At 44.2% G+C, this 23,853-nt stretch carries 23 protein-coding genes; 10 read left to right on the plus strand and 13 right to left on the minus strand.

The window, feature by feature from the left end:
- The coding region (locus tag K339_RS0109065; RefSeq protein WP_028523315.1) for a recombinase family protein at positions 1 to 303 on the plus strand (303 nt) is incomplete at its 5' end.
- On the opposite strand, the gene K339_RS0109070 is transcribed toward K339_RS0109065, so the two are convergent.
- From K339_RS0109070 to K339_RS0109080, 3 genes are all read right to left on the minus strand, one after another.
- Positions 290 to 544: a carboxypeptidase-like regulatory domain-containing protein gene (locus K339_RS0109070; RefSeq protein ID WP_084332160.1), complete on the minus strand. Its 255-nt coding sequence runs from the start codon at positions 542 to 544 to the stop codon at positions 290 to 292. The two genes, K339_RS0109065 and K339_RS0109070, sit on opposite strands and share 14 nt — an antisense overlap.
- A gap of 67 nt (positions 545 to 611) precedes the next feature.
- Positions 612 to 2,420 carry an excinuclease ABC subunit UvrC gene (gene uvrC, locus K339_RS0109075; protein ID WP_028523317.1) on the minus strand — a complete coding sequence of 603 codons (1,809 nt, stop codon included), beginning with the start codon at positions 2,418 to 2,420 and terminating at the stop codon, positions 612 to 614.
- Between the two features lie 73 nt (positions 2,421 to 2,493).
- Positions 2,494 to 6,522 (minus strand): M12 family metallo-peptidase, encoded by a 4,029-nt coding sequence (locus K339_RS0109080; protein WP_028523318.1) that lies wholly within the window; start codon positions 6,520 to 6,522, stop codon positions 2,494 to 2,496.
- A gap of 237 nt (positions 6,523 to 6,759) precedes the next feature.
- Between K339_RS0109080 and K339_RS0109085 the strand changes: the two genes are divergently transcribed.
- Positions 6,760 to 7,449 carry a hypothetical protein gene (locus K339_RS0109085; protein ID WP_157607534.1) on the plus strand — a complete coding sequence of 230 codons (690 nt, stop codon included), beginning with the start codon at positions 6,760 to 6,762 and terminating at the stop codon, positions 7,447 to 7,449.
- Here the strand turns inward: K339_RS0109085 and K339_RS0109090 are convergent.
- The 5 genes from K339_RS0109090 to K339_RS0109110 form a co-directional block, all read right to left on the minus strand.
- Positions 7,446 to 8,489 (minus strand): DUF4249 domain-containing protein, encoded by a 1,044-nt coding sequence (locus K339_RS0109090; RefSeq protein WP_028523320.1) that lies wholly within the window; start codon positions 8,487 to 8,489, stop codon positions 7,446 to 7,448. The two genes, K339_RS0109085 and K339_RS0109090, sit on opposite strands and share 4 nt — an antisense overlap.
- A 90-nt stretch (positions 8,490 to 8,579) precedes the next feature.
- A complete protein-coding gene (locus K339_RS0109095) occupies positions 8,580 to 9,401 on the minus strand; it encodes an energy transducer TonB (protein ID WP_028523321.1) in 822 nt (273 codons plus the stop codon).
- A 21-nt stretch (positions 9,402 to 9,422) separates the two neighbouring features.
- Positions 9,423 to 9,860, minus strand: a complete 438-nt coding sequence (locus K339_RS0109100) for an energy transducer TonB (protein WP_157607535.1) — start codon at positions 9,858 to 9,860, stop codon at positions 9,423 to 9,425.
- Between the two features lie 77 nt (positions 9,861 to 9,937).
- On the minus strand, positions 9,938 to 10,462 hold the full coding sequence (locus K339_RS0109105; RefSeq protein WP_028523323.1) for a hypothetical protein: 525 nt from the start codon (positions 10,460 to 10,462) through the stop codon (positions 9,938 to 9,940).
- 31 nt (positions 10,463 to 10,493) lie between these two features.
- Entirely contained in the window at positions 10,494 to 10,853 is a 360-nt protein-coding gene (locus K339_RS0109110; RefSeq protein WP_028523324.1) for a PadR family transcriptional regulator, read from the minus strand.
- A 108-nt stretch (positions 10,854 to 10,961) separates the two neighbouring features.
- Between K339_RS0109110 and K339_RS38095 the strand changes: the two genes are divergently transcribed.
- The 3 genes from K339_RS38095 (at position 10,962) to K339_RS0109120 (ending at position 13,116) form a co-directional block, all read left to right on the plus strand.
- Entirely contained in the window at positions 10,962 to 11,177 is a 216-nt protein-coding gene (locus K339_RS38095; protein WP_084332158.1) for a cysteine-rich CWC family protein, read from the plus strand.
- A gap of 75 nt (positions 11,178 to 11,252) precedes the next feature.
- A complete protein-coding gene (locus K339_RS0109115; RefSeq protein ID WP_157607536.1) occupies positions 11,253 to 11,471 on the plus strand; it encodes a hypothetical protein in 219 nt (72 codons plus the stop codon).
- A gap of 280 nt (positions 11,472 to 11,751) precedes the next feature.
- Positions 11,752 to 13,116: a monooxygenase gene (locus tag K339_RS0109120; protein ID WP_028523326.1), complete on the plus strand. Its 1,365-nt coding sequence runs from the start codon at positions 11,752 to 11,754 to the stop codon at positions 13,114 to 13,116.
- Here K339_RS0109120 and K339_RS0109125 read toward each other — a convergent pair.
- From K339_RS0109125 to K339_RS0109140, 4 genes are read right to left on the minus strand one after another with little or no spacing between them, the layout of a single operon-like run.
- Positions 13,113 to 13,760, minus strand: coding sequence for a response regulator transcription factor (locus K339_RS0109125; RefSeq protein ID WP_028523327.1), 648 nt, complete (start codon positions 13,758 to 13,760; stop codon positions 13,113 to 13,115). The genes K339_RS0109120 and K339_RS0109125 overlap by 4 nt on opposite strands.
- 8 nt (positions 13,761 to 13,768) lie before the next feature.
- Positions 13,769 to 14,515 carry a sensor histidine kinase gene (locus K339_RS0109130; protein ID WP_229598719.1) on the minus strand — a complete coding sequence of 249 codons (747 nt, stop codon included), beginning with the start codon at positions 14,513 to 14,515 and terminating at the stop codon, positions 13,769 to 13,771.
- 32 nt (positions 14,516 to 14,547) lie between these two features.
- Positions 14,548 to 15,210 (minus strand): hypothetical protein, encoded by a 663-nt coding sequence (locus tag K339_RS0109135; RefSeq protein WP_028523329.1) that lies wholly within the window; start codon positions 15,208 to 15,210, stop codon positions 14,548 to 14,550.
- Between the two features lie 9 nt (positions 15,211 to 15,219).
- Entirely contained in the window at positions 15,220 to 15,906 is a 687-nt protein-coding gene (locus K339_RS0109140) for a hypothetical protein (protein ID WP_028523330.1), read from the minus strand.
- 264 nt (positions 15,907 to 16,170) lie between these two features.
- Between K339_RS0109140 and K339_RS0109150 the strand changes: the two genes are divergently transcribed.
- From K339_RS0109150 to K339_RS0109170, 5 genes are all read left to right on the plus strand, one after another.
- Positions 16,171 to 17,358 (plus strand): hypothetical protein, encoded by a 1,188-nt coding sequence (locus tag K339_RS0109150; RefSeq protein WP_028523332.1) that lies wholly within the window; start codon positions 16,171 to 16,173, stop codon positions 17,356 to 17,358.
- Between the two features lie 188 nt (positions 17,359 to 17,546).
- Positions 17,547 to 19,187 (plus strand): ABC-F family ATP-binding cassette domain-containing protein, encoded by a 1,641-nt coding sequence (locus K339_RS0109155; RefSeq protein WP_028523333.1) that lies wholly within the window; start codon positions 17,547 to 17,549, stop codon positions 19,185 to 19,187.
- 401 nt (positions 19,188 to 19,588) lie between these two features.
- The gene (locus K339_RS0109160; protein ID WP_028523334.1) at positions 19,589 to 20,614 is read left to right on the plus strand and encodes a glutamine synthetase beta-grasp domain-containing protein; all 1,026 of its coding nucleotides are present in this window, start codon (positions 19,589 to 19,591) and stop codon (positions 20,612 to 20,614) included.
- A 162-nt stretch (positions 20,615 to 20,776) separates the two neighbouring features.
- On the plus strand, positions 20,777 to 22,540 hold the full coding sequence (locus K339_RS0109165; protein ID WP_028523335.1) for an ABC transporter ATP-binding protein: 1,764 nt from the start codon (positions 20,777 to 20,779) through the stop codon (positions 22,538 to 22,540).
- A gap of 91 nt (positions 22,541 to 22,631) precedes the next feature.
- Positions 22,632 to 23,477 carry a hypothetical protein gene (locus K339_RS0109170; RefSeq protein WP_051397904.1) on the plus strand — a complete coding sequence of 282 codons (846 nt, stop codon included), beginning with the start codon at positions 22,632 to 22,634 and terminating at the stop codon, positions 23,475 to 23,477.
- Positions 23,478 to 23,568: 91 nt separating this feature from the next.
- Here the strand turns inward: K339_RS0109170 and K339_RS37075 are convergent.
- A partial coding sequence (locus tag K339_RS37075) for a transposase (protein ID WP_037299819.1) occupies positions 23,569 to 23,853 on the minus strand: 285 nt, incomplete at its 5' end.

The following is a 23,853-nucleotide window of genomic DNA, read 5'->3' on the forward strand; positions in this document are numbered from 1 at the left end:
GTTGACAGCAGCACGCCGGCGGGCAAGTTGGTTTTGCAAATCTTTGCAGCACTGGCCGAGTATGATAGGGAGAGTATTCTGGAAAAAACCAGAGCGGGGCAACTGCTGGCAAAAGCCAAAGGCAAACACATTGGTCGCCCTGCCGGACTGGATGCCGACAAGTTTGCCAAAGTTAAGAAAGCACTGGAGCGTGGGCTATCGGCAGCTGAAACAGTCAGTTTAACCGGCATCAGTATGTCGAGTGTAAAGCGCTATCGAAAACAAATTGAAAAGACAATTGATCAGCCAGCTATCTCCAAGTGACGGTTTTTGTACGAAACGGCAAAACTACCCAATATTGAAATATCACTTCGTATTTGCCAGGCGCAAGCGTCAACTCATAGCGCCCTTCGGCATTGGCGATGGTACCCGTGCTAGTTCCTTTGATGGCGATGGTAGCGTAGGGCAATGGCTCACCTTTGGAGGTTTTAACCGTCCCTTTTATACCAAAAGCTGCCGCAAGTAATGGGGTAAAAGCCAAAAATAGTAGAAAGATTATTCTCATGGATTTCGGTAAAATGCTCTTTTTATTCATCAACGAATGGGAACTAAAAATCGTCTGTCACGTCTGCCTACTCTCCTTGCTGTTGGGCAAAGTATTCTTTGATTTTTTGGGCTTTGTCTTTCCCAACAAATGCGGCAATTTTCTCCGCATCTGCCTCGCGTATGGCTTTCACACTTTTAAACTCTTTGAGCAAATTAGCGGCGGTTTTCTTCCCAATACCGTCCACATTTTCAAGTTCACTCACAATCGCATTTCGGCTACGTTTATCGCGGTGATAGGTGATGGCAAAGCGGTGCGCTTCGTCACGAATCTGCTGAATCAGGCGCAGTGATTCCGATTTTTTGTCGATATACAACGGTAGCGTATCTTCGGGAAAATAGATTTCTTCCAACCGTTTGGCAATGCCCACAATCGGTACTTTTCCGTACAATCCGACCGCTTTTAAAGCATCGCAAGCGGCGCTCAATTGCCCTTTTCCGCCATCAATTACAATCAAATCGGGCAAAGGCGCATTTTCTTCCAACAAACGCGTGTAGCGGCGGGTCACGACTTCATACATACTGGCAAAATCGTTGGGGCCAACCACCGTTTTAATCGAAAAATGTCGATAATCTTTTTTTGAAGCCCGTCCTTCTTTAAAACATACCATTGCTGAAACAGGATTGGTACCCTGAATGTTGGAGTTATCGAAGCACTCGATGTGGCGCGGCAACGTTTTGAGCTGGAGGTCGGCTTTGAGTTTAATCAGTACGCGGTCGCGGCGATTGGTGGTAGCACTCGCCTCAATAAGTTGGCGTTCTGCTTTTTCTTTGCGGAAATAATGCACGTTTTTCAACGCCATTTCCAGCAAACTACGCTTATCTCCGATTTTGGGAATGGTAATCTCGGCTTTAAAATCGGTGGTAATGTCGATATTCGTGATGATTTCTTTGGCCTCACTTTCGTAAGTTGTACGCATTTCGAAGAGTACCAAGGCCAAAATTTCTTCGTCGGTTTCCTCCAGTTTTTTCTTTACCTCCAACGTCTGAGCCGCCATGATGTAGCCATTCACAATTTTGAGGTAATTGACATAAGCTGCCTCTTCGTCGGAAGCAATGGCGATGACATCTACATTGCCAATTTTAGGATTGACGACTGTCGATTTTGTTTGAAAATTTTGGAGTAACTCCAATTTTATTTTCCACTCGTGCGCTTTCTCAAACTCCAATTTTTCGGCCGCTTGCACCATATTTTGCTTAAAATACTGCTGCGGAATACTCATTTGTCCTTTGAGAATCTGCTGAATTTGCGCCACTTCCTGCTCATACTCTTCCAGCGGCTGTAAGCCCACGCACGGCCCTTTACAGCGTTTGAGGTGGTATTCCATGCACACTTTGTACTTATCCGCCTTTATGTTTTCGGGCGACAAATTGAGGTTACAAGTGCGCAGCGAATACAATTCTCGAAACATATCCAACAGATTATACATGGCCCGTGGATTGGCAAAAGGGCCAAAGTAAGTCCCCGTTTTTTTATCAACACGGCGTGTGGATTCTACGCGTGGAAAAGGCTCATTGAAAATCTTGATAAACGGATACGTTTTGTCGTCGCGCAGGAGGATATTGAAACGAGGCTGATACCGCTTAATAAGTTGATTTTCAAGCAACAGCGCATCAAATTCGGTATGTACAATGGTAAATTCAATCCGACGAATCTGACTTACCAAACGGCGCGTCTTGCGGTCGGCGTGGTTTTTGACAAAATAACTACTGACCCGATTTTTAAGACTTTTGGCTTTGCCGACGTAAATAATTTCCCCCTCTTCACTAAAATAACGATACACCCCAGGTTCGGCGGGGATTTTGGCTAACTCAGCTTTATAGTCAAAAACAGACATAGTAATTAAAGGCATTGGATGTTTACCCAACGCAAAGTTCGCCAAAGTTTAGGGCAATCAAAAATGGGGATGTTTAATTACACCCACCTATTTGCGCTTTAAACACCGTCCCTGCTTCGGCCTGAAAACCTGGCTGGAGCGTCACCGAAGCGCCTGATTGGTACGTCACCGCCGTCGTTGTACCTGTCACTCGATTGGCCGCACTGATGCCATTATTGGATTGTTTCAGCACAGTACCCGTAGCAATGTCATCGGCTGGGCTGACCAGCGTAATAACCTGGTTACAAGGTAAATTACCATTATTGACTACTACCAGAATTGGGGTGGAATTTTTACAACCTGTGGCTGTATCCGTAAAGGTAAATGTGGCCGTTCCTGCTTCCAATCCCGTCACTAAGCCAGCATTTGTCACACTGGCTTTGACGGCATTATTACTTATCCAAGTACCGCCCGTTGCGGAAAATACCGTGGTGGTATTTCCCACTAAAATGGAAGATGGGCCACTAAAACCAACCGTTGGAAGTGGATTGACGGTGAGGGTGTCGGTAGTGCTGGCCGAGCATCCGTTGGCCGTCACGGTATAAGTAATCAGGCTGCTTCCTGCACTGTCCCCCGTTACAACCCCCGAAGTCGGATGAATGGCCGCGACCGAAGGCGTTGCGCTGCTCCACGTCCCGCCCGCTACGCCATTGGTAGTCAGTGTAATAGGAACACCCACACAAAGTGCCAATGCACCCGAAATGCTACCTGCATTTGGAGGTGTTGGCTCGACCAGTTTTTGGGTTGTTGTGTCGAGCGCAACACACGAGTTGTACGAAATAGAAAAGTTTTTGTACGTTCCTGCGGAGAGGTTGGCTAACGTAAAAGCATTGTTGGCAATCGACACGGTTTTGGGGCTACCTGTACCGATAAACGATAGTTGATAATTCCCACTTGGGATACTTGTAGTGGTAAAAGCAATGCTACCATTGGCTCCTCCGCAGGTCGTAGGATTGGTGACTGTACTTGCCATCAACCCAATCGGCGTGGGGGCATTGACCGTTTTTGAGGTTGGGTCAAGTGCCGTGCAGCCATTCACGACAATCGTAAAATTGCTATACACTCCTGCTGGTACATTTGTTAGGGTAAACGAATTGTTGGCAATGGCTACTGTTTTAGGACTGCCTGTACCTGTGTAAGAAAGTTGGTAATTTCCGCTTGGAATATTGGTTGTGGTAAAGGCAATAGCGCCATCTGTACCGCCGCAAGTGGCCGACGGAGCAACCGTTCCGGCAACCAAGGTCGGCACTATTGAATGAGCGACCGTTTTGGACGTCGCATCAATGCCCGTACAGTTGTTGGCCGTAATCGAAAAATTACTGTACACTCCCGCCGACAGGCCCGCCAATAAAAACGCGTTATTGCTCACTGTCACGGGTTTGGGGCTACCCGCTCCTGTGTAACTCAACTGATACGCGCCGCTTGGTACATAAGAAGTTGAAAAAGCAATGCTCCCGTCAGAAGCACCACAGACGGTGGCATTGGTTATTGCCCCCGAAGCCAATACTGGACTAGGTGGATTACTCACCGTTTTGGTCGTCGCATCACTCGCGGTACAGCCATTCACCGTCATCGAAAAACCACTATAAGTCCCGATGGATAAACCCGTTAAAGAAAACACATTGTTACTCACTGTCACGGTTTTGGGACTGCCTGCTCCCGTATAACTCAATTGATAACTTCCATTCGGTACGTTTGTGGTCGTAAAAGGTATGCTGCCATTGGTTCCTCCACAAGTTGTAGCGTTTACAGTTACCCCTGCAACCAAGGTCGGATTAGCAATAACACTTACCGAGACGGAGCCCGTCATGGCTGTAGCTGTACAACCCGACGGGGTCGCCCACACGGTGTATGAGCCCGCAACAGTTTGATTTCCAAAGACTAACGCATTTCCAGTCCCCGTCATGGCAGTTCCTACATTGGTATTGTCACGTTTTAATTGATACGATACCCCTGTCTGTGAGCCACTTAATCCCACAGCCACCCCCGTTCCTCCACTACAAAAACTACCTCCACCTGTCACTGTATAAGCGGTAGGTGCTGGACAAACAAGGTTGACGTAATAGTCTTCGGTTTCACCATACGTATAAGTACCACAAGGGTTGGTGGGGGTATCTCTATAGTTAACAATAACTCTCATTCGGGTTTGGCCAATACTGCTTCCAGCTGGCACAATAATGGTTCCTGTGATTGCCTGTGTTCTGCCCGAGGTTGTGGTAAAAAGCTTTTCGTTTGCCTGAAATTGAGCATCTTTATTCAAATCGACCCAAATGGCAATTTGGGCAGGGTTGTAATATCCTTCCAACGACACCGTAAAACTATTTGATTGCCCCAATGCCAAGCTTTTAACAGGAGAAGTGATGAAACTATACCCACCCGAAGCGCAGCCTGAGTTACTGCTAAGGGTGGTTCCTCCCACCAATAGACTTGTTATTAAAATACCATACGTACACCCATTGATGTGGGTAGGGGTGCAGTAGGTACCTGACGAAGGTGTATTGTTGGTAGTGAAAGTTCCTGTGACAAAATCGGAGCAATTGGCATTGACACGCCATTCGTAGGCCGTGTTAGGGGTTAAAGACGAAATTGTCCGATTTTTGTTTCCTGACGTGCCTGCTGAACTCCATGCCCCCGCCCCTACTTGTCGATATTCGACGGCATAAAGCCCTGCCGTGTGCGTCCATGAAACCAACACTTGGGTACTATACAGCTCAAGAACAGCAAGATTAGACGGCGCAACGGCACTTCCCAAACATTCCTGCGTTCGGCTCCGAATCAAATTGCCAGGATAGATTCCAAAGCCGTTAGCAAAGTTAATACCCGTTGATGTCAAGTGGCAATAACTCATAATGGTACCGCCATTTGTCGGCGCGGGGCCAGGAGGACAGCCTTCTTCGGTGGCATAACAGTTGTCGAGCGCTCCGCCAGGCCACGAGCAGCTTTGGGTATGGGGAGAGCCAAAATTGTGGCCTAACTCGTGCGTTATCACTTCCACATTCCACGAATAAGTAGGCAAATTAGGGTTGTATGTGCTCAAGTTAGCACTCACCCCATGACCGTACGATTTGGCACATAGCACATCTATGTAAGCAACCCCGCCTCCCAAGCTTCGTCCGCTCAAAAAATGAGCCAAACGACCATTAAACGATGTACCAATCGTACTACGGAATGCACTCAATACATTACTCGTACTCGTATAACCCACGTACGGATCGGTAGTATTCCACACTTTTATTTCAGAAATGACAATCGAGAGCCCCTCATTACTGTACAAAGTTGCCACTTTGCTAAAAACCGAATTGATATAGCTGACCGTATTGGCGATTGTGCCCCCTTGCTGAACAAACAAGGCCGAATCGGCTTCCAAATAAATTTCGACCGATCCACACGCAACGTTGCTCGCGAGGCTACTTGTGGCAGGCATTTCCTTCACTAGGTTTTGGCCCATTACCCGCACAGGCATTTCATCGGTGGCACAGGTAAAATTCGATTTTTGTTTTAAATCTTGCTCGTTAAACAGGATATAGTTCCCCGAGTCGCCCTCCAAGCCCAAATTAAAATTGCCTGTTTTTTGGGAAATTATCCCGCTGATTTTCCCATCAATGATACTAACCGAAGCAGTAGATTGGTTGTCACCTTTGACAATTCCTTGGTAAAACTTACCCAAATTTTGCGGCTCAACTACTTCGTTTTGAGCATTTAAAACCTTGAAATTTTTACCAAAAATAGTGTAAGGCACCAGTTCTAATTCAATGCTCTTGGTAGCCGAAACTGGCAACGAAATTTCGATAAAGTTGCTATTGTCTTGCTGCAATTGCCCTACTTCTGGCTGATTCATCAAAAACCGATGAACTGTTGCGCCTTCGACAAATGCGGTATCGGCCGCAACCCTAGCCGAAGAGAATGGTGTTGAAAAAGGACGGTATCGCTTGGGCGTTATTTTCCCTTTTATTTGGTTGATTTGGTTTGCAATAGTTCGTTGGGCAAAGCCGTTATGACTTACCCATACACACAGTAAAAGCCACACTAACCGAATCGGACGTTTTGGTAAAAAGTTTTTCATTTGGGATGTACCAAAAATAGTTAAAAAAGAGAACCATTTGTAAGATAGTTTATGAGTAGGGCTTTGCACAAAAATGCAAAATGAAGCCGTATTCTTCAAATCGTTTTCTCATATCCTTTAATCAAAGGCCGTTCATATATGTCGGTTTAAAATACTTAGTTGTGGCTTTTCACTACATTTGCGGGGTTTTTAATGTTTTATATACCTAAAAACAAATCACATTTAATTGTCAAAGCCATGAAAAAGATTCTTCTCGTTGCGGGTTTGATCGGTTATACGCTAGGCGTATCAGCACAAAATGAAGACTACAAACACGTAGTGAGCGTCCAGTCGGGCGTGAGTTTATTTTCTTTTTTTCGGGGAAATATCACAGGTTCTACCCAATCGTCTGACACGACCGTTGCTTTTTCTTCGGGGCGAGCATCCACTACTCCGCAAATCAACCTTGCCTATGATTACGGAATCAACCATTGGTTTTCGGTAGGTGGCGCCGTAAGTTTTAACAAATCTTCGCTCCAACTCAACGACGTTGTCTATAAAAAAACGGAGAATCTTGGCAATGTTACCTTAGGAGTTTCGCGCCTTACGATTGGAGCGCGGGCGCTATTCCACTATGGCAACGCCGACCGCATAGATATGTACTCGGGCGTGCGACTCGGGATTGGGATTTGGGGCGTCAGTGGGAGTTCGAGCGCGGTAGATGGCAAGATGGACGAAATTTTCAAAGAAGCAGGTGGCAGCGGACTTTGGCGCGGAATTATTGGCAACAAAATAGGAGCAGGTTTCGCTATGCCACAAGTACAGGTCATTGTTTTTGGGCTACGCGGCTACGTCACCGAACGCATTGGTCTAAACGGTGAACTCGGCTTTGGAAGCCCCTATTTTGCTTCGATAGGTATCAATTACCGCATTGGTGGGTCTTATTAAAGTCGCCATCCTTTGGGTTGAAACGGAGTACGGGTAGGACTAGCCACGCAGGGCGCAGTAATACTAGTGGGGCTAACGATAGGAGCGCGCCACATAAGCCCCACTGGTATAGCTTTCCCGTTGGCATTTTCACGGTTAAGCCAGTACATCATCTTTTGGGTACTGGCCACCACAAACGCTCCAGCCACTTCCTCGTTGGGATTCGTTATATTTCTAATATTGCCTACTAATGCCTCAGGAGGGGTATCAACCAACGAACCCGTTCCTTGATTTTGATCCCTCAACAATTTTAAAAACCGATAGCTATTTTCGCTAATGCGCTGTTGATGAACCTCTAACAAAGCTCCGTACGACTGATAATAGGGAATATCGGCTACTTTTTTCCCCACTACCCGTTTTCCGTCGGTGAAAATATCACTAAAAATATCAATGTCTTCGCTCCGCAAAATCTCCCAACAAGGCTGATTACAGTACAAATCATAGTAGTCGGTTGACACACAAAGGTTTTGGCGTTCCCACAACGTCCATGACCATACGTAATAGTTCTTTTCATTGGGAACATCTTGGTAATTGAGAAAAATCGAATGAGAGGCGTAGCGTTTTTCTTTCCTCACATACCCATCGGGCACAAATACATCATATACTGAATCAATAGGTGGAACGGATTGCATAAGCTCTTCTGCTGATTCATAGTAATTGCCGTCGGGTTTACTAAAAACCAATTGATAGCGATTACCCGCTTTAGCCCGAAAACCGCTCGGTAACGTATATACTCCTTTTTCTTTCGGTTGCAGTGTAACTACCTCTTTTCCATTGACTTTAAGTTGTACGACAAGGTCATTGATTGGCACTCGGTACAACGCATCATTGACAAAGTCCGTCTCTACAATTTCCACTTGTTGTTCTTCTACTTCATCCGTCAACGTCCCCTCTACGGTCAGTACCCGAAATGTTTTTTTGAATCGAACATCATACGGACTCACGCAGGTATAAACCGACAGTGCCAACACAATACTAATGATGCGAACAAAACGATACATGGCTGGAAAAGGGTTAGTAACTCTCTTTAAAGAGCTACTATTCACCCTTTTACCTATCTATTTGTTACTGGCTGTATGCGGTACTATTTTTTATTCCAACGTAAACACAATCGGCATGTTAAATTTCACCCGTACTGCCCTCCCCGACTGTTTGCCAGGTTTCCATTTGGGCATGAGTTTCATGACGCGCACGGCTTCTTCGTCGCAGCCAAACCCAACTCCTCGCGTCACGTTGATATTTGACAAAGAGCCATCTGGCTCAACGGTAAAACTCAGATAGACTCTCCCTTGCACATTGCTTCGTTGGGCTTGCGACGGATACCGTAAATTGTTCATCAAAAACGTACGTAAGCCATTGATTCCTCCCGCAAATTCAGGGTCAATCTCCACGCGTTCAAACACTTCTGGCTCTTTAGCGACAACTTCCGCAGGCTTCGCAGCCTCAGCAACGGGAGCATCTTCGGGAGGAGCTACGATGGCCACTTCATCGGCAGTTCCTTCAATCGTTTCTTGCCCAGGATTTGCTTTTTCTAGCTCCTCCGTTAGGGGTGGAAGCTCCTCAATGGGCGGATTTTCAACCACTTCAGGTACCCGATACCGAACCGCCGCCACCTTAGGTTCTTCTTTTGGCTTTTCGAGTTCGGGCAGCGGCTTTTCTTCTTTTTTCTCCATTTGCACTTTCTCAAGCGTGTATTCTTTCATGTTTATTTGTGCTAGCTCATTCGTTTTTAGTTTTCCATAAATGGTCGGCACAAGCAACATGAGCAAAAACACCGTAACACCAATAATCAGCGCTTTTTGGAGCACTTTTGGGTACGACTTCCGTAGTTCATACGCCCCATAGGCTTGATTCCTTTGGGCAAAAACGATGTCATCCAGCGTATCATACGCTGCTAAAACTGTTGTCTTCATGGTTGTTGTATTTAGGCTATTTTATTGAAACGGATATTTAAGAGTCAAATGAACTCGAACCCGCACGGCCTTTCCGCTTTGCCGCCCAGGTTCCCAAGGAGGAAATAGTTTTACAACCCGCAGAGACTCTTCGTCGCAGCCATGACCAGCACTCCAAGCTAGTTCAATATCCGATAACTGCCCTGTGGGTTCTACAATAAACTTGACCATCACTTTACAATTCACGTTGGCATTTTTGGCCGCCTCGGGATTGACAAAGTGTTTTTGTAAAAAATAAGTCAGCGAATCCTTCCCTGCTTTAAACTGGGGAGGATGTTCGACTACTGAAAAGACGGTTTCTGTCATGTTACTTTTTTGACCCACTACCGACATTGGGTCAAAAAGCACAAAACAATCCCGCACCACTTCCAGTGAAGTAGGCTCATAGCTGCTAAAGAAAAGAAAGGGAGAATTGCTCAATTTGAAAATTGGCTAATTTGAAAGCTAACGTTTGTTCATTTTCAAATTAATCAATTTTCAAATTTTCACATTTATAATTAAGTCGTTGTCAAGTGTTTGAGTTGTTGGTTTTTTAAGAACCAAGAGCCTATTGAGTACGCTACTCCAGAGAGCCCCAATACCCACATTACTCCCGTTGAAGAGAAAAAGTCCCAGTGCCCTTTGGTAATGCCTGACAGAAGCGCCATCATCATTAGAAAAAGGCCAATCCCCAAAATTAGTGCACTACGCAGCGCAAACGGATAGGTTTGACGAAGGTCGTAAGCACCGTAGTCTTTGTTGCGAAACTCAAAAATAATATCGTCCAAGCTCGCGTTTTGAAGTTGTTCTTCCGTCATGGCTACTTCATGTTGGTAGGTATCTCGGAGGTACTTTACGGCCATAGAGTTAGCTTCTTGCGTAATTTTTGCCAGCGCCAAATCAAAGTTATAACCTTTCCAAAGGTACTCTTCAGCTTCACAAGCCAAGTGATCGAGCAATTCAGAAACCAAGCGATCATTGGTGTTTTGTCGAATAAGATGGTCGTGCAGTGTGCTAAGTTGTTGCGGAGTTAATTTTTTCATGTCGGTAGTGGTTATGAATTCAATTCCAAAATCAGAGTTTAGCGAGAGACATCTCCCCATTTTGGGGTCTTAACAAATTCTGCATAGCTTCAACAAAACGCTCAAAATCAGATACTTTCTGAACGGCTGTCGCGTTTCCACTCGGGGTAAGCGAGTAGTACTTGCGAAGCCGTCCATCCACTTCTTCTGACTCTGTCATCAGGAATCCTTCTTGTTCAAGCTTGTGTAGTACAGGATATAACGCGCCGAAGGTTAGCGTTATTTCACCGCTCGTACGCTCTTTCACCGACTGCGTAATTTCGTAGCCGTACATACGTCCTTGTTCGGCCAAAAGTTTTAATACTATCGTTTTGAGCGTGCCTCGTAAAAATTCATTACTTGATGCTTCCATAAAATCGGTGGTTAGCTCGTTTCTTATCTATTTGCTTAAATTGTGTGAACAAATATATATATAAGTTTTTTATATATCAAACAACCTACAAAAAATATTTTTCCATTTATGGCAACTTCCTCAAATTCAAGCCAAATTCCAGTTTGCCCTCGCTGTGGGCAGGCATTTCGCTGTCAGCTTACAACGCAGGGCTCATGTGTTTGTTCAGAAATCACGCTATCCGAACAAACACTTTCTGATTTACGCACGCATTACGAAGGTTGTTTGTGCCTAAAATGTTTGCAGGAAATAGCACGTGCTTCTGCTGTACTGCTGGATACTTAGTATGTGCTTCTGGATACTCATATCCAGAAGAAAAAGGTTTCTCAAAACCTTCATAAGAAAAATCTGCACGAGGTTTTGAGAAACCTCACCCGTTGGTTAGAAGTAACCAACGGCACGGCACACATGCTTCTGGATACTCATATCCAGAAGAAAAAGGTTTCTCAAAACCTTCATAAGAAAAATCTACACGAGGTTTTGAAAAACCTCGCCCGTTGGTTAAGAGTAACCAACGGCACGGCACACGTGCTTCTGGATACTCATATCCAGAAACAAGGTTTCTCAAAACCTTCATAAGAAAAATCTACACGAGGTTTTGAGAAACCTCGCCCGTTGGTTAGGAGGAACCAACGGCACAGTGCACGTGCTTCTGGATACTCATATCCAGAAGAAAAAGGTTTCTCAAAACCTTTATAAGAAAAATCTACACGAGGTTTTGAGAAACCTCGCCCGTTGGTTAGGAGTAACCAACGGCACGGCACACATGCTTTGAAAATTTAATCCTCACATCAATAACCTGAACATCAACAATTTACTTTTATTCGTTATCTTCACACGATTTTAAGATTTTTCTAGCATGAAAACCCGTTTCCTTACTTTACTACTCCTCTTTTCGGCCCTATTTATCGTTCTGATTTCGTGCCATACCGAATCGGAAACGGTCCTAGAAGAAGGTTCTTTCAAATTGGTTCAGACCCAAATTTTCGATAAATCGTGCGCCACGTCGGGCTGCCATTCGTCCGAACAAGACGCTTCTTACAAACAACACGGACTTGTACTTACCAGCAAAGTCTCTTACGATAATCTTCTCAATAAATTCCCCAAAAACACCGTCGCCAAAGACGACGGTATGCGCCTAATTACGCCAGGGGATGTTGCGAAAAGCTTTTTGTTTACCAAAATCAATTGCAGTGGGGCATCATTATTGGCGGGGCGCCAGTACGGTAACCCCATGCCGTTGGGCGCCAACAGCCTTTCGGTGGGCGAAATTGAGTTTGTTCGTAAATGGATTGAGGCAGGTGCGCCACGGTCGGGCGGCTCGGTCGATGCCAGTCTTATTTCCAACTCCGTACCCCTTTGTGGGTCAGGCTTTGGCAGTAATTTTACCGCCCTCGAAGCGCCTAATCCAAATGACGGCTTTCAACTTCACCTTGAACCCTTTGAGGTTTCAAACACCTTTGAGCGGGAGATTTTTGTCAGAAAACCCGTCGGTAATACCACCGAATTGTACATCAATCGGGTTCAATCTCGAATGCGCCCTGGAAGCCACCACTTTATTTTGTACGACTTCAAAAACCAAGCAAACCTTCCTTCTTTAGGTCAAGTTCGTGACTTACGCAATGCCGATGGCAGCAGCAATTTGCTTACTTTTTTGAGTATGCAAAACCACGTATTCTGGGCAGGAACGCAAACCCAAGAACACGATTATAGCTTCCCCGATGGCATTGCGCTTCGGGTTCCTGCCAATTATTCGTTTGATTTTAACTCACATTACGTCAACAAAACATCGGGTAAAATCCCTGGCGAAGTATATGTCAACTTGTATAAAATCGACAAGTCGAAGGTGAAAATTGTGGCTAACTCCCTTGATTTGAGCAACCAAGACCTTACACTACTCGCAGGCAAAAAGACGGTAGTTACGAAGAAGTTTTTGTTTTCAAAACCCACCCGCGTGCTGATGTTGACCTCCCACAATCACAAACTAGGCGAAAAATTTGTCATCAAGATTGTCGGCGGCGCCCGCGACGGTGAAGTGGTTTATGAAAGTACCGACTGGGAACATCCACTTATCAAGAATTTTCCAGTGGCGTTGGAGTTTCAGAAAAACGAAGGGTTGATGTCAGAAATTACGTACAACAATACTACCACCAAAACAGTCCGTTTTGGCCTTACGAGCGAAGACGAAATGGGGATTATTTTTGGGTATTATTACGAACCTTAAAGTTCCACAATTTTCAATCGAACGGCCTCCATCACCATCGTAACGCGGGTTTTAACCCCCATTTTTTGGAAAACACTTTCCCGATAGCCATCGACGGTGCGCGGACTAACGCACATTTTGTCGGCGATTTCGACGTACGTAAGGTCGCTACACGCCAAACGGACAAAATCCATTTCTCGTTCATTGAGGTGCAAAGCCGCCACGGGATCTTGGAGCGTTTCGGGATTGAGGCTTTTGATGAGTTGGCTAGTGACAAAATCGGTATAATATCGCCCCCGTTCGACCAGCGAATCCAAAGCTTGCTTGAGCTCAAAGGGTTTGCAGCCTTTCAACAAATATCCGTGCGCTCCATTACGAAGCATTCCGATGATAGAAGCTTCGTTGTCGTTCATCGACAAGGCCAGAATCTTGATTTCGGGGTGATTGTTTTTGAGCCACATGGCCGTTTCGTAACCATCCATGACGGGCATATTGATGTCGAGCAACACAATTTGGGGAATCATTCCCAATTTGATGTGCTTAATGAGTTCTTCACCGTTGGCTACTTCGTAAAGCACCTCGTAGGCATCATATTTTTGTACCAAACCCGACAGCGCCCTCGCCATCAACTCGTGATCATCGACAATTGCAATCGTAGTTTTCATAAAGCCAGTTAGCTCCCCAGGGAAAAATGTTCAATTTTAATACAAACGGTAGTCCCTTCCTTTATCTTACTCTCAACAATACATTTTCCACCGACGAGCTCGGCGCGGCGTTGAATATTTCGAAGCCCTGCCCCTGACTTAGCAAATTCATTTTTCATAACACCTTCATAATCAAACCCTTTACCATTATCTTTGATTCTAATTTCAAAATTTGTAGGCTCGTACACCACCGACACGTACAAGGTAGTAGCAGCGGCGTGTTTCAAGGCGTTGTTAATGACTTCTTGCGCCATCCGAAACAGGACGATTTCGTGTTGGTACCCCAACGAGTAAGGTGTCCCCGAAATGGTAATCTCAGTTTGGTAGCGGCGGGTCTTGCGAATCCGTTGCAATTCGTGCGAAAGGCTATCAATCAATCCAAAATCTTTGACAAAATCGCCGTCGAGGCTTTTGGTAAGCGCCCGCACATCGGCAATGGTCTGCTCGACGATCTGATTACTCTCCGAAATCTGCGATTTGGTACTTTCATCCTCTACCATTTCTTCCAACACGTTGAGGTTGATCCTCAGTACCGACAGCAACTGCCCAATGTTATCGTGCAACTCCCGCCCCAACTGCTGCATCGTAAGGTTTTGTACCTCTAGCTGCGTTTGTAGAATTTCTTGTTGGAAGGCAGCTTGCATGGCGGCTTTTTCTTGGCGGTTTTGAGTTTGACGGCGTTGGAAGATAAAGAAGAAGGAGACTATAAAAAGCATCAATAGCAATACTAATATAGTACCTGCTAATGCTAGATAATAGAATTCTGACGCTTGATTTGGCATATAAATCCGTAAGCAAAAAGCCCGTAAAGTATAATATTTAAAGCCCTTATTAAAAACCATAGCTGAGATGCCAATCCATGGTCTTCTTTATTAATAATTTGTATAAAAGCAATAATAAAAAATGAAACAGAATAAAAGAATAATGTCCCAGTACATATCCAAAAATGCGGATTATGAGCTAAGTTTTCATCTCCAATACCTCGTAATAGTTGTATGAGATATATACTACTCCAAGTGCAATATAGTAAACAAGTTAAAAGAATAGCATATGTATTAAGCATTAAAAAACTTTGAAAGAAGACAGTATTACAGATATTCCAAAGCAACAAAACAGGTACACTTATTAATATCGTCTTTTTAATTTTATCATTTTTAATTATATTTTTGAAATACAATGCATACAATGAATATTGAACAGGTAGAAACAACAAAAATACCCATCCAGCAACTTTATTTTTCGTCCAAAGATTAAAGTACCCTACACTTTCTACTACAAATGTAACACCTAAAAGTAAGGTTAGGACAAAAAATGTATATTCACTAATAGCTTTTCGATATAATCCAATAATTATACAAAAAGCTATTAGTGACATATAGAAAATAACAATTACTATTTCAGCTGTCTTCATTTAATACGTTTAAGCTGGTGGACAACATCCTGAACCGAAATCATAAACAAGGTCATTTATGGTTGCCAAACGTGGATTAATTCTAGCATCAGCAAAAGCAACTGATAAATGATTTTCCACCTTCACAAAATAGCAAGCAACATGAGCCATTTTATTACCAGCAGCACTATCAAACCATTCGCTACGCAATTCCGTAATCTCATGCGCAACTCCGTTAGTATATATTACATCATCGACTAAAAACTCGTTACGGCCATTCGTATCACTTAAAAGCTTATCGATTCTATAAACATAATTATTTTCTTTCAATTTCCAATCATTCAGACTCCTACTACTTTCGTGAGTTCTATCATTATCAGCACCTGTTCGAGAATTTCCAATATAATGGTCTGTTTTTACAACATGGTCACCACAGTTCATTCCACACAAAACTATTGATAGATTGCTATATTGTTCTGTATCATTTTCACACCCGAATCTAGCGACTAAATGCGTTGCCCCACTTCCAATAATATTACTAAAAGTTTCTGTTGTAAAATATATCACTCTAGGGTCGTCCAGTAAGTGCACTCCAGCAACATTATTAAAGTCGAATAACCGTTTATTGTATGCATCTAATGCTTCTTTAAAAGATGATATATTTGGAAAAGGATTTCCTATTTTCAACAAACTTGCTCTTGAAATCAAAATAGGCATCTTAGTAACAAATTAAAGGGTTTGACATAAATTTTGGTTGCTTCTGTAAGTTACCTAAGAACTTACTAATTGCAAAGGTATTTCTATAATAAATTTTCCAGTACGGGAAACTCACCATTTCCGCTGGGGAAATATCCCGTATTTTTTCCGTAAACCTCCCCTCTGCAAGACGAGCGCCCCCTCCTAGCAAAAGATGTAAACAACTCACTACCTTTACATTACCATCAATTTCCACTATCTTCACTCTCCCAAACTCAACCCATTATGAACGACAGCCTAATAAAAAAACTCACAAGCAACCGAATCACCCACTGCGAGCTAAACGACCTCATGCAAATAGCCACGAGCGATGACCTCAAATCCATCACCCAATCGGTGTTTGACATGGACGAAGCGACGCTGCTCGAACGGTCGGCAGTGGAAGGCGCTACTCGATGGCTCAACAGCCTCAAAAACGACCGTCGTAAAGCGCTTTACGTCAAAAAAATTCAATATCGGCCGAGTAACGAATTAAAAAAGGTAGTGGCCGAAGGGGATTCTTGGTTCAACTATCCCCTCATCCTGACAGACATCCTCGACTGGATTAGTATGGACAAAAACACGGCTGTTTTTAGCCTTGCTTCGGCCTCCGATTGGCTGGTCAATATTCTAGCATCTAGGGAATACGTCAATGGTCTATCAGTCCATCAGCCCGACTTTTTCCTAATGAGTGGCGGCGGTAATGACGTAGGAGGTATGAGTCGGATGGCACTAATGGTCACTCATAAAATTAATGAAACTCCCGAGCTAGAACACAGCGCTTGGGCGCAACACCTAATCAAAAACGCCCACGAAAAGCCTTATCGAATGTCGAACGACCCGAGCCCAAATGCAAGAAAACCTACCGAAAAGCGGTGGAGAAAGGCGATGGGCTATTTGTCAAAGGACTTTTTTGCGTTGATGATGTTGTTCCGTTTGCAGTACTACTCACTCTTTCATAGTCTGTTGGTGGATGGCAAAGAAAAATTCCCCGACTTAAAAATTATTACCCAAGGCTATGATTTTCTGGTCCCTTCCGACAATAAAGGGTGGGGAATTAACCCTATCAAATGGTATATTCCTGTCCTACGATGGATTGGGCACGGCTGGTGGTTGAAAAAACCGTTGATTTTTAAAGGGCTATCCAACAAAGAATTACAACTGGATATTCTCTACGCTTGCATGTATTTCTTCAACGAAATGATGATTGAACTCGAAGAGAAATTTATGGAGATTAACCCAGCAACAAAAGGTAAACTTTTTCACATCGACTCGCGTGGATTGGTACAACCCAACGAGTGGACGGACGAAATTCACCCGCAGCCCCATAAGTTCAGAACTGTTGCCCAGACGTACCTCGACTGTATTCACAGGCGACCTCATCCCTCTGATTATAAGCACGTTTATCGTTCCATCAATCGCCAAAAACCATAGCAATGAAAATCGTATCACTTTTACTTATCGTCGTTGGTGGTTTAACTCTATATCTATAAAGTCATTGCCATCGCCACTCGCCTCAAATGGATAACCCTCACTTTTATACTTTTAAGTCTTTTGATTAGCGTAATAGGTCGTAAAACAGGGCTTTTCCCCTTATCTTTGCGGCTCAAAAACCGAATTGAATGATTTCAGTAGATAACGTAACCGTAGAGTTTGGGGGAAGGGCCTTGTTTAGCGACATTACCTTCAACATCAACGAAAAAGACAGAATCGCCCTCATGGGCAAAAACGGAGCGGGAAAATCAACCCTCCTTAAAATTATTGCAGGGGCCGACAAGCCGACGCGCGGCAAAATCTCCGCCCCCAACGACGCGGTTATCGCTTACTTGCCGCAGCACCTTCTTACCGTTGATGACGCTACGGTGTTTGAAGAAGCCCTCAAGGCGTTTGCCGAGGCGCAAGAAATGAAAAATGAGCTCGATGCCCTCAATCATCAACTGGAAACGCGTACCGATTACGACTCGGACGACTACATGGCGATTATCGAACGGGTATCGGAATTGAGCGAGAAATACTACTCTACTGAAGAAGTAAACTACGACGCCGAAGTAGAAAAAACGCTCCTCGGATTGGGCTTCGTACGCGCTGACTTTTCCCGCAAAACGAGCGAGTTTAGCGGTGGATGGCGGATGCGGATTGAGTTAGCGAAAATATTGCTCAAAACACCCGATTTGATTTTACTCGATGAGCCTACCAACCACCTCGACATCGAGTCGATTCAATGGCTGGAGGAGTTTTTGGTCAATACCGCTAAGTCGGTGATTGTGATTTCTCACGACCGTGCTTTCGTCGATAACATCACCAACCGTACCATCGAAATCACGATGGGGCGCATTTATGATTATAAGGTAAACTACTCGCACTACTTGCAGCTTCGCAAAGAACGCCTCGAACAACAGCAGAAGCAATATAGCGACCAGCAAAAAATGATTGCCGAAACCACTGAGTTTATCGAGCGTTTCAAGGGCACATATTCTAAAACATTGCAGGTACAATCGCGGGTAAAAATGCTCGAAAAATTGGATATTGTGGAGGTGGACGAAGTTGATACTTCTGCCCTCAACTTGAAATTCCCGCCCGCACCACGTTCGGGCAATTACCCCGTGATTGTTGAAGATTTAAGTAAAAACTACGGCGACCACCTTGTGTTCAAAAACGTAAGTATTACCATTGAACGCGGTCAAAAAGTAGCCTTTGTGGGCAAAAATGGGGAAGGGAAGTCCACGCTGGTGAAGGCGATTATGGGCGAACTTGAGTACCAAGGCGACCTAAAAATCGGCCATAACTCCATGATTGGGTATTTTGCCCAAAACCAAGCCTCGTTGCTCGACCCCGATTTGACCGTTTTCCAGACGATTGACAACATTGCGGTGGGCGAAATCCGTACCAAAATCAAAGATATTTTGGGCGCGTTTATGTTTGGTGGCGATAGTGTCAACAAAAAAGTCGGCGTTCTTTCGGGAGGTGAACGGACGCGTTTGGCGATGATTAAGTTGTTGCTAGAGCCCGTCAATTTGCTCATTCTGGATGAGCCTACCAACCACCTCGACCTCAAAACCAAAGACATTTTAAAAGATGCTCTAAAAGCCTTTGACGGAACCATCATTTTGATTTCGCACGACCGTGACTTCTTAGACGGGCTGGCCGAAAAAGTATATGAATTTGGCAACCAGCGGGTCAGAGAACACCTCGAAGACATCAACGGATTTTTACGCCTCAAGAAAATGGAGAATCTTCGGGAGATTGAGCGAAAAACCAAATAATCTTCTCTTTAGCATTTATTCACAAACCCCGTACTTCACGTCCGAAGTACGGGGTTTTGTTTTCTCTTGCTTACCAATAGGCTTTAAAGCCCTCGTGTGCTTTTATCCTAAATTTTGTATTTTTACCAAAAATATCACCATATCAGCTTTCTTTTCATTCTTACTTTTTACACATTTCCATTTTCACTAAACGATATAGGCTTTTTCTAAACAAACTTAGATTTGTACAATTTTTTAGCGTATTTATATAAAAAACGTCGATTTTCTTTTATAATAAATGGCTAATGTTAAAAAATATAAAATTTTATTTGGTGTTTATTAAAAAACGCATTACTTTTGAATCCGTAAAAAGTACAACAACACCAAACTGATTTATTCAACCACCTTAAATTTTATTGTCAATGGCAAAGGCTAAATTAGAATACATCTGGCTAGACGGTTACAAGCCCACTCAAAGTTTGCGTAGTAAAACTAAGATTGAGAATAATTTCTCGGGTAAGTTAGAAGACTGCGACACGTGGTCGTTCGACGGCTCTTCAACAGAACAAGCGCTAGGCGGTTCGTCTGACTGTTTGTTGAAGCCAGTTTTCATTTGCCCAGACCCAGAGCGTTCTAAGTTAGGTACGCCTGCATACTTGGTAATGTGCGAAGTATTGAATGCTGACGGTACAGCTCACGAGTCTAACGGCCGTGCGACTATCGAAGATGACGATGACGATTTTTGGTTTGGTTTTGAACAAGAATATTTCTTGTGGAATCTTGAAATTAACAAACCACTTGGCTTCCCTGCCAATGGTTACCCAGCTCCACAAGGTCCATACTATTGCTCGGTAGGTGCGAAAAACGCTTACGGACGTGACATCATCGAAGAGCACCTTGAGTACTGCCTCCAGGCTGGCTTGAACGTTGAAGGTATCAACGCCGAGGTAGCAGCAGGTCAGTGGGAGTTCCAAATTTTCTCTAAAGGCGCAAAAGACGCGGGAGATCAAATTTGGGTAGCTCGCTATTTGTTGGAGCGTATGGGTGAAAAATACGGTGTAGGTATCAACTGGCACTGTAAGCCACTCGGCGATACCGACTGGAATGGCTCAGGTATGCACGCTAACTTCTCAAACACTATTTTGAGAACAGCTGGTAAAAAAGAAACTTTCGATAAAATCTGTTTAGCGTTTGCTCCAGTTGTTGCTGAACACATCGCTGTTTACGGCGCAGACAACCACCTCCGTTTGACTGGTAAGCACGAAACACAATCAATTGACCAATTCTCATACGGTGTATCAGACCGCGGTGCATCTATCCGTATCCCTATCGTTGCTGTGAAGAAGGGTTGGAATGGATACTTAGAAGACCGTCGTCCAAACTCAGCTGCTGATCCATACAAAGTAGCAGCTCGTATTATCAAAACCGTTAAAGGCGTAGAAATCTGATTTTTGGAATACATAGCACTAAAAAACCCCGTCTTTGGCGGGGTTTTTTGTTTTTTAGGGCAAATAATGTTTCTAAATTTCTCCACTTTCAAAAATTAAATCTTGTATCCGAAACTCTTACCCACGTAAAATGGGTTAGTAGATTACATTTCCCTTTAAGCTATGAACGAAGAAAAAAAGAGTGGACAGATTTTTGACTTGCCTACCCTGCGTCGCCTGTTTACGTTTGTTAAGCCTTACCAAAAACAATTTTACACACTCGTAACGCTCATTTTGGTGAGTGCGGCACTTTCGCCACTTAGTCCGCTCCTTTTTCGCTATACGATTGATAACCAAATTGCCTCGGGCGATTACAACGGTCTGGCAATGATGCTTGCTGTGATGGTCGGTTTATTGTTTTTTCAAGCCATTATTCAGTTTATTCATACGTACTTAGCGGGTTGGTTGGGGCAAAATATCATTCGCGACATTCGGGTGCAGTTGTACGAAAAAATCCTCAGTCTCCGACTCAAGTTTTTTGATCAAACGCCCATTGGACGCTTGGTAACGCGTACCGTGTCGGACGTCGAGACGCTGTCAGATGTTTTTAGTGATGGAATGGCGGCGGTTGCGGGCGATATTTTGCAGTTGGTACTCATCATCGGCGTTATGTTTTATACCGATTGGCGGTTGTCGCTCATTAGCTTGGCAACGGTGCCTTTTATGTTGATAAGTACGTATATTTTCAAGGAAAAAATCAAAGATTCGTTCAACGAAGTTCGCACGGCCGTTTCTAACCTCAATGCCTTTGTGCAAGAACACATTACGGGGATGAACATCGTGCAGATTTTCAGCGCCGAAAAAATTGAACTGGATAAGTTTCAAAAAATCAATACTGTACACCGCGATGCGCACATTCGGTCTATTTGGTATTATTCGGTGTACTATCCCGTTGCTGACGTGATTGCCGCCGCTGCTACGGGCTTGATTGTGTGGTACGGTGCGCGCGAAATCCTCCACAACGACATTACCTTCGGGACGGTTACGGCCTTTATCATGTTTACAAACCTCTTTTTCAGGCCGATACGGATGCTAGCCGACCGCTTTAACACGCTTCAGATGGGGATTGTGAGCACGGATCGTATCCTTAAACTCCTCGATAGCGACGACTATACGGTCAACAACGGAACGTACGCCCCTACCCAACTTCGCGGTGAAGTGTCGTTTAAAAATGTGTGGTTTGCCTATAATGAGGAAGAATACGTCCTTAGAGATATTTCTTTCGATGTAAAAGCAGGTCAGACGGTTGCGTTTGTGGGAGCTACTGGCGCAGGAAAATCGTCGGTGATTAATTTGTTGAGCCGTTTTTATGACATCAACAAAGGCGAAATTATGGTAGATGGCGTCGAAATTCACCAGTACGAATTGGGGGCGCTACGTCATAATATCGGCGTAGTACTGCAAGATGTATTTTTGTTTTCGGATAGCATCCACAACAATATCACTCTTGGAAACCCGAACATCAGTCGCGCTCAAATCATCGAAGCTGCCCAGCTCGTTGGCGCGCATGACTTCATCGAACGCCTTCCAAACGGATACGATTATAACGTAATGGAACGTGGAGCAACGCTTTCGGTAGGACAACGGCAGCTGATTTCATTCGTACGGGCGTTGGTACACGACCCCAAAATCATTGTGTTGGACGAAGCCACTTCATCGGTCGATACAGAAACGGAAGAGTTGATTCAGAACGCCATTGAGAAGCTCATGAAAGGCCGTACCGCCATCGTCATAGCGCACCGACTTAGTACAATTCAGAAAGCGAACCAAATCATTGTGCTTGATAAAGGTCAAATCAAAGAAAAAGGCACGCACGACGAGCTGCTCGAACACGACGGTTTTTATGCCAATCTTTATCGGATGCAGTACAAGGAAGTGGTGGGGTGACATTAAATTTACAATTCTATTTTTTATCGACGCAACCTGCGTGATTGGTTCACCGTATTGTAAGTAAACCATTAAACGATTACTTACATCTATGAACCAATCATCCTTATTCCGTGTGTTTAAACACTACTCTTTCTCTCTGGGTTTAGCAGTTTTATTGCTAGCTGCTGGTTGTACCAAAACCGACAGCACGCCTACGTTCGACGTAGCACTGGGACAAACCTCTTTGGGACAAGTCCTTACTGGGACGAGTGGAAAAACACTCTACTATTTTGCGTCCGATATTGCGGGGCAATCACAATGCTCGGGGTCATGTTTGACCAACTGGCCTGTTTTTTACAAAGAAACACCTACGCTTGGCACCAACTTAACTGCTACCGATTTTACGACTATTACGCGCGCAGATGGTACCAAACAAACCGCTTATAAGGGCTGGCCGCTCTATTACTATGCTGGCGACACAAAAGCGGGTGATGTGGCAGGTGAAAAACTAAACAATGTCTGGTTTGTGGCTAAACCTAGTTACTCGTTGTTTTTTGCTAATGTGCAGTTGGTAGGAAACGATGGCAAGAACTACATGTCGGATTATACTGAAGGAACGGGTAAAACCATTTATTTGGTGGATGCGGCTGGAAAAACGCTCTACGGCTACGTTCCTGACAAAAAGAACACCAACGTTTATACCAAATCGGATTTTAGCAATAACCCTACCTGGCCGATTGCCGAAATTGCGATGCCTACCGATTTGCCAAGTAACTTATCGACAAGCGATTTTTCGGTTATCGACGTTTTTGGACGCAAACAATTGGTATTTAGAGGACATCCGCTCTACTATTTTGGTCCAGACGGTGGCGTTAAAGGTGTCACCAAAGGAGTAAGCGTACCCAAACCAGGGGTGTGGCCTGTGTATAATGCTTCTACGGCAGCTTTGCAATAAAAAAATAAACCCTTCCAAGGTTCCAAACCTTGGAAGGGCTATGAATACCGTGGTTATGAACTGTGTTAAAAAACAAAGCACAAGGCAACTATTATTTTGCGAGCGCAATTTTGCTAGCCTGAAAGTCATTTTGAAATACAGCATTGTTTTTGACGATAGCGAAAGCCTGTCTAATCAATTTGTGGGCAACAGCCATTTTAGCGGCTTTTTTGGATTTCCCTTTAGCCAGTAGTCTTGTATAAAGTTCTTTACAATCCAAGTTAAATTTGGCTGCTGATTGAGCTGCACAAAAGAGAATAGACCTGAGTTGTTTGCAAGCAGTGTTAACTAATCTGCCTCTACTTTTTAGGGAAGTTCCTGACTGCTTGGTTGTTGG

It is taken from the genome of Runella limosa DSM 17973, from assembly GCF_000482465.1.
Classification (GTDB): Bacteria; Bacteroidota; Bacteroidia; order Cytophagales; family Spirosomataceae; genus Runella; species Runella limosa.

What these genes read in the sequence shown, in the direction of transcription:
- K339_RS0109070 (WP_084332160.1), bottom strand. Translation starts at nt 544, where the DNA reads ATGAGAATAATCTTTCTACTATTTTTGGCTTTTACCCCATTACTTGCG.
- uvrC (WP_028523317.1), bottom strand. Translation starts at nt 2,420, where the DNA reads ATGTCTGTTTTTGACTATAAAGCTGAGTTAGCCAAAATCCCCGCCGAA.
- K339_RS0109080 (WP_028523318.1), bottom strand. Translation starts at nt 6,522, where the DNA reads ATGAAAAACTTTTTACCAAAACGTCCGATTCGGTTAGTGTGGCTTTTA.
- K339_RS0109085 (WP_157607534.1), top strand. Translation starts at nt 6,760, where the DNA reads ATGAAAAAGATTCTTCTCGTTGCGGGTTTGATCGGTTATACGCTAGGC.
- K339_RS0109090 (WP_028523320.1), bottom strand. Translation starts at nt 8,489, where the DNA reads ATGTATCGTTTTGTTCGCATCATTAGTATTGTGTTGGCACTGTCGGTT.
- K339_RS0109095 (WP_028523321.1), bottom strand. Translation starts at nt 9,401, where the DNA reads ATGAAGACAACAGTTTTAGCAGCGTATGATACGCTGGATGACATCGTT.
- K339_RS0109105 (WP_028523323.1), bottom strand. Translation starts at nt 10,462, where the DNA reads ATGAAAAAATTAACTCCGCAACAACTTAGCACACTGCACGACCATCTT.
- K339_RS0109110 (WP_028523324.1), bottom strand. Translation starts at nt 10,853, where the DNA reads ATGGAAGCATCAAGTAATGAATTTTTACGAGGCACGCTCAAAACGATA.
- K339_RS38095 (WP_084332158.1), top strand. Translation starts at nt 10,962, where the DNA reads ATGGCAACTTCCTCAAATTCAAGCCAAATTCCAGTTTGCCCTCGCTGT.
- K339_RS0109120 (WP_028523326.1), top strand. Translation starts at nt 11,752, where the DNA reads ATGAAAACCCGTTTCCTTACTTTACTACTCCTCTTTTCGGCCCTATTT.
- K339_RS0109125 (WP_028523327.1), bottom strand. Translation starts at nt 13,760, where the DNA reads ATGAAAACTACGATTGCAATTGTCGATGATCACGAGTTGATGGCGAGG.
- K339_RS0109130 (WP_229598719.1), bottom strand. Translation starts at nt 14,515, where the DNA reads ATGCTTTTTATAGTCTCCTTCTTCTTTATCTTCCAACGCCGTCAAACT.
- K339_RS0109135 (WP_028523329.1), bottom strand. Translation starts at nt 15,210, where the DNA reads ATGAAGACAGCTGAAATAGTAATTGTTATTTTCTATATGTCACTAATA.
- K339_RS0109140 (WP_028523330.1), bottom strand. Translation starts at nt 15,906, where the DNA reads ATGCCTATTTTGATTTCAAGAGCAAGTTTGTTGAAAATAGGAAATCCT.
- K339_RS0109150 (WP_028523332.1), top strand. Translation starts at nt 16,171, where the DNA reads ATGAACGACAGCCTAATAAAAAAACTCACAAGCAACCGAATCACCCAC.
- K339_RS0109155 (WP_028523333.1), top strand. Translation starts at nt 17,547, where the DNA reads ATGATTTCAGTAGATAACGTAACCGTAGAGTTTGGGGGAAGGGCCTTG.
- K339_RS0109160 (WP_028523334.1), top strand. Translation starts at nt 19,589, where the DNA reads ATGGCAAAGGCTAAATTAGAATACATCTGGCTAGACGGTTACAAGCCC.
- K339_RS0109165 (WP_028523335.1), top strand. Translation starts at nt 20,777, where the DNA reads ATGAACGAAGAAAAAAAGAGTGGACAGATTTTTGACTTGCCTACCCTG.
- K339_RS0109170 (WP_051397904.1), top strand. Translation starts at nt 22,632, where the DNA reads ATGAACCAATCATCCTTATTCCGTGTGTTTAAACACTACTCTTTCTCT.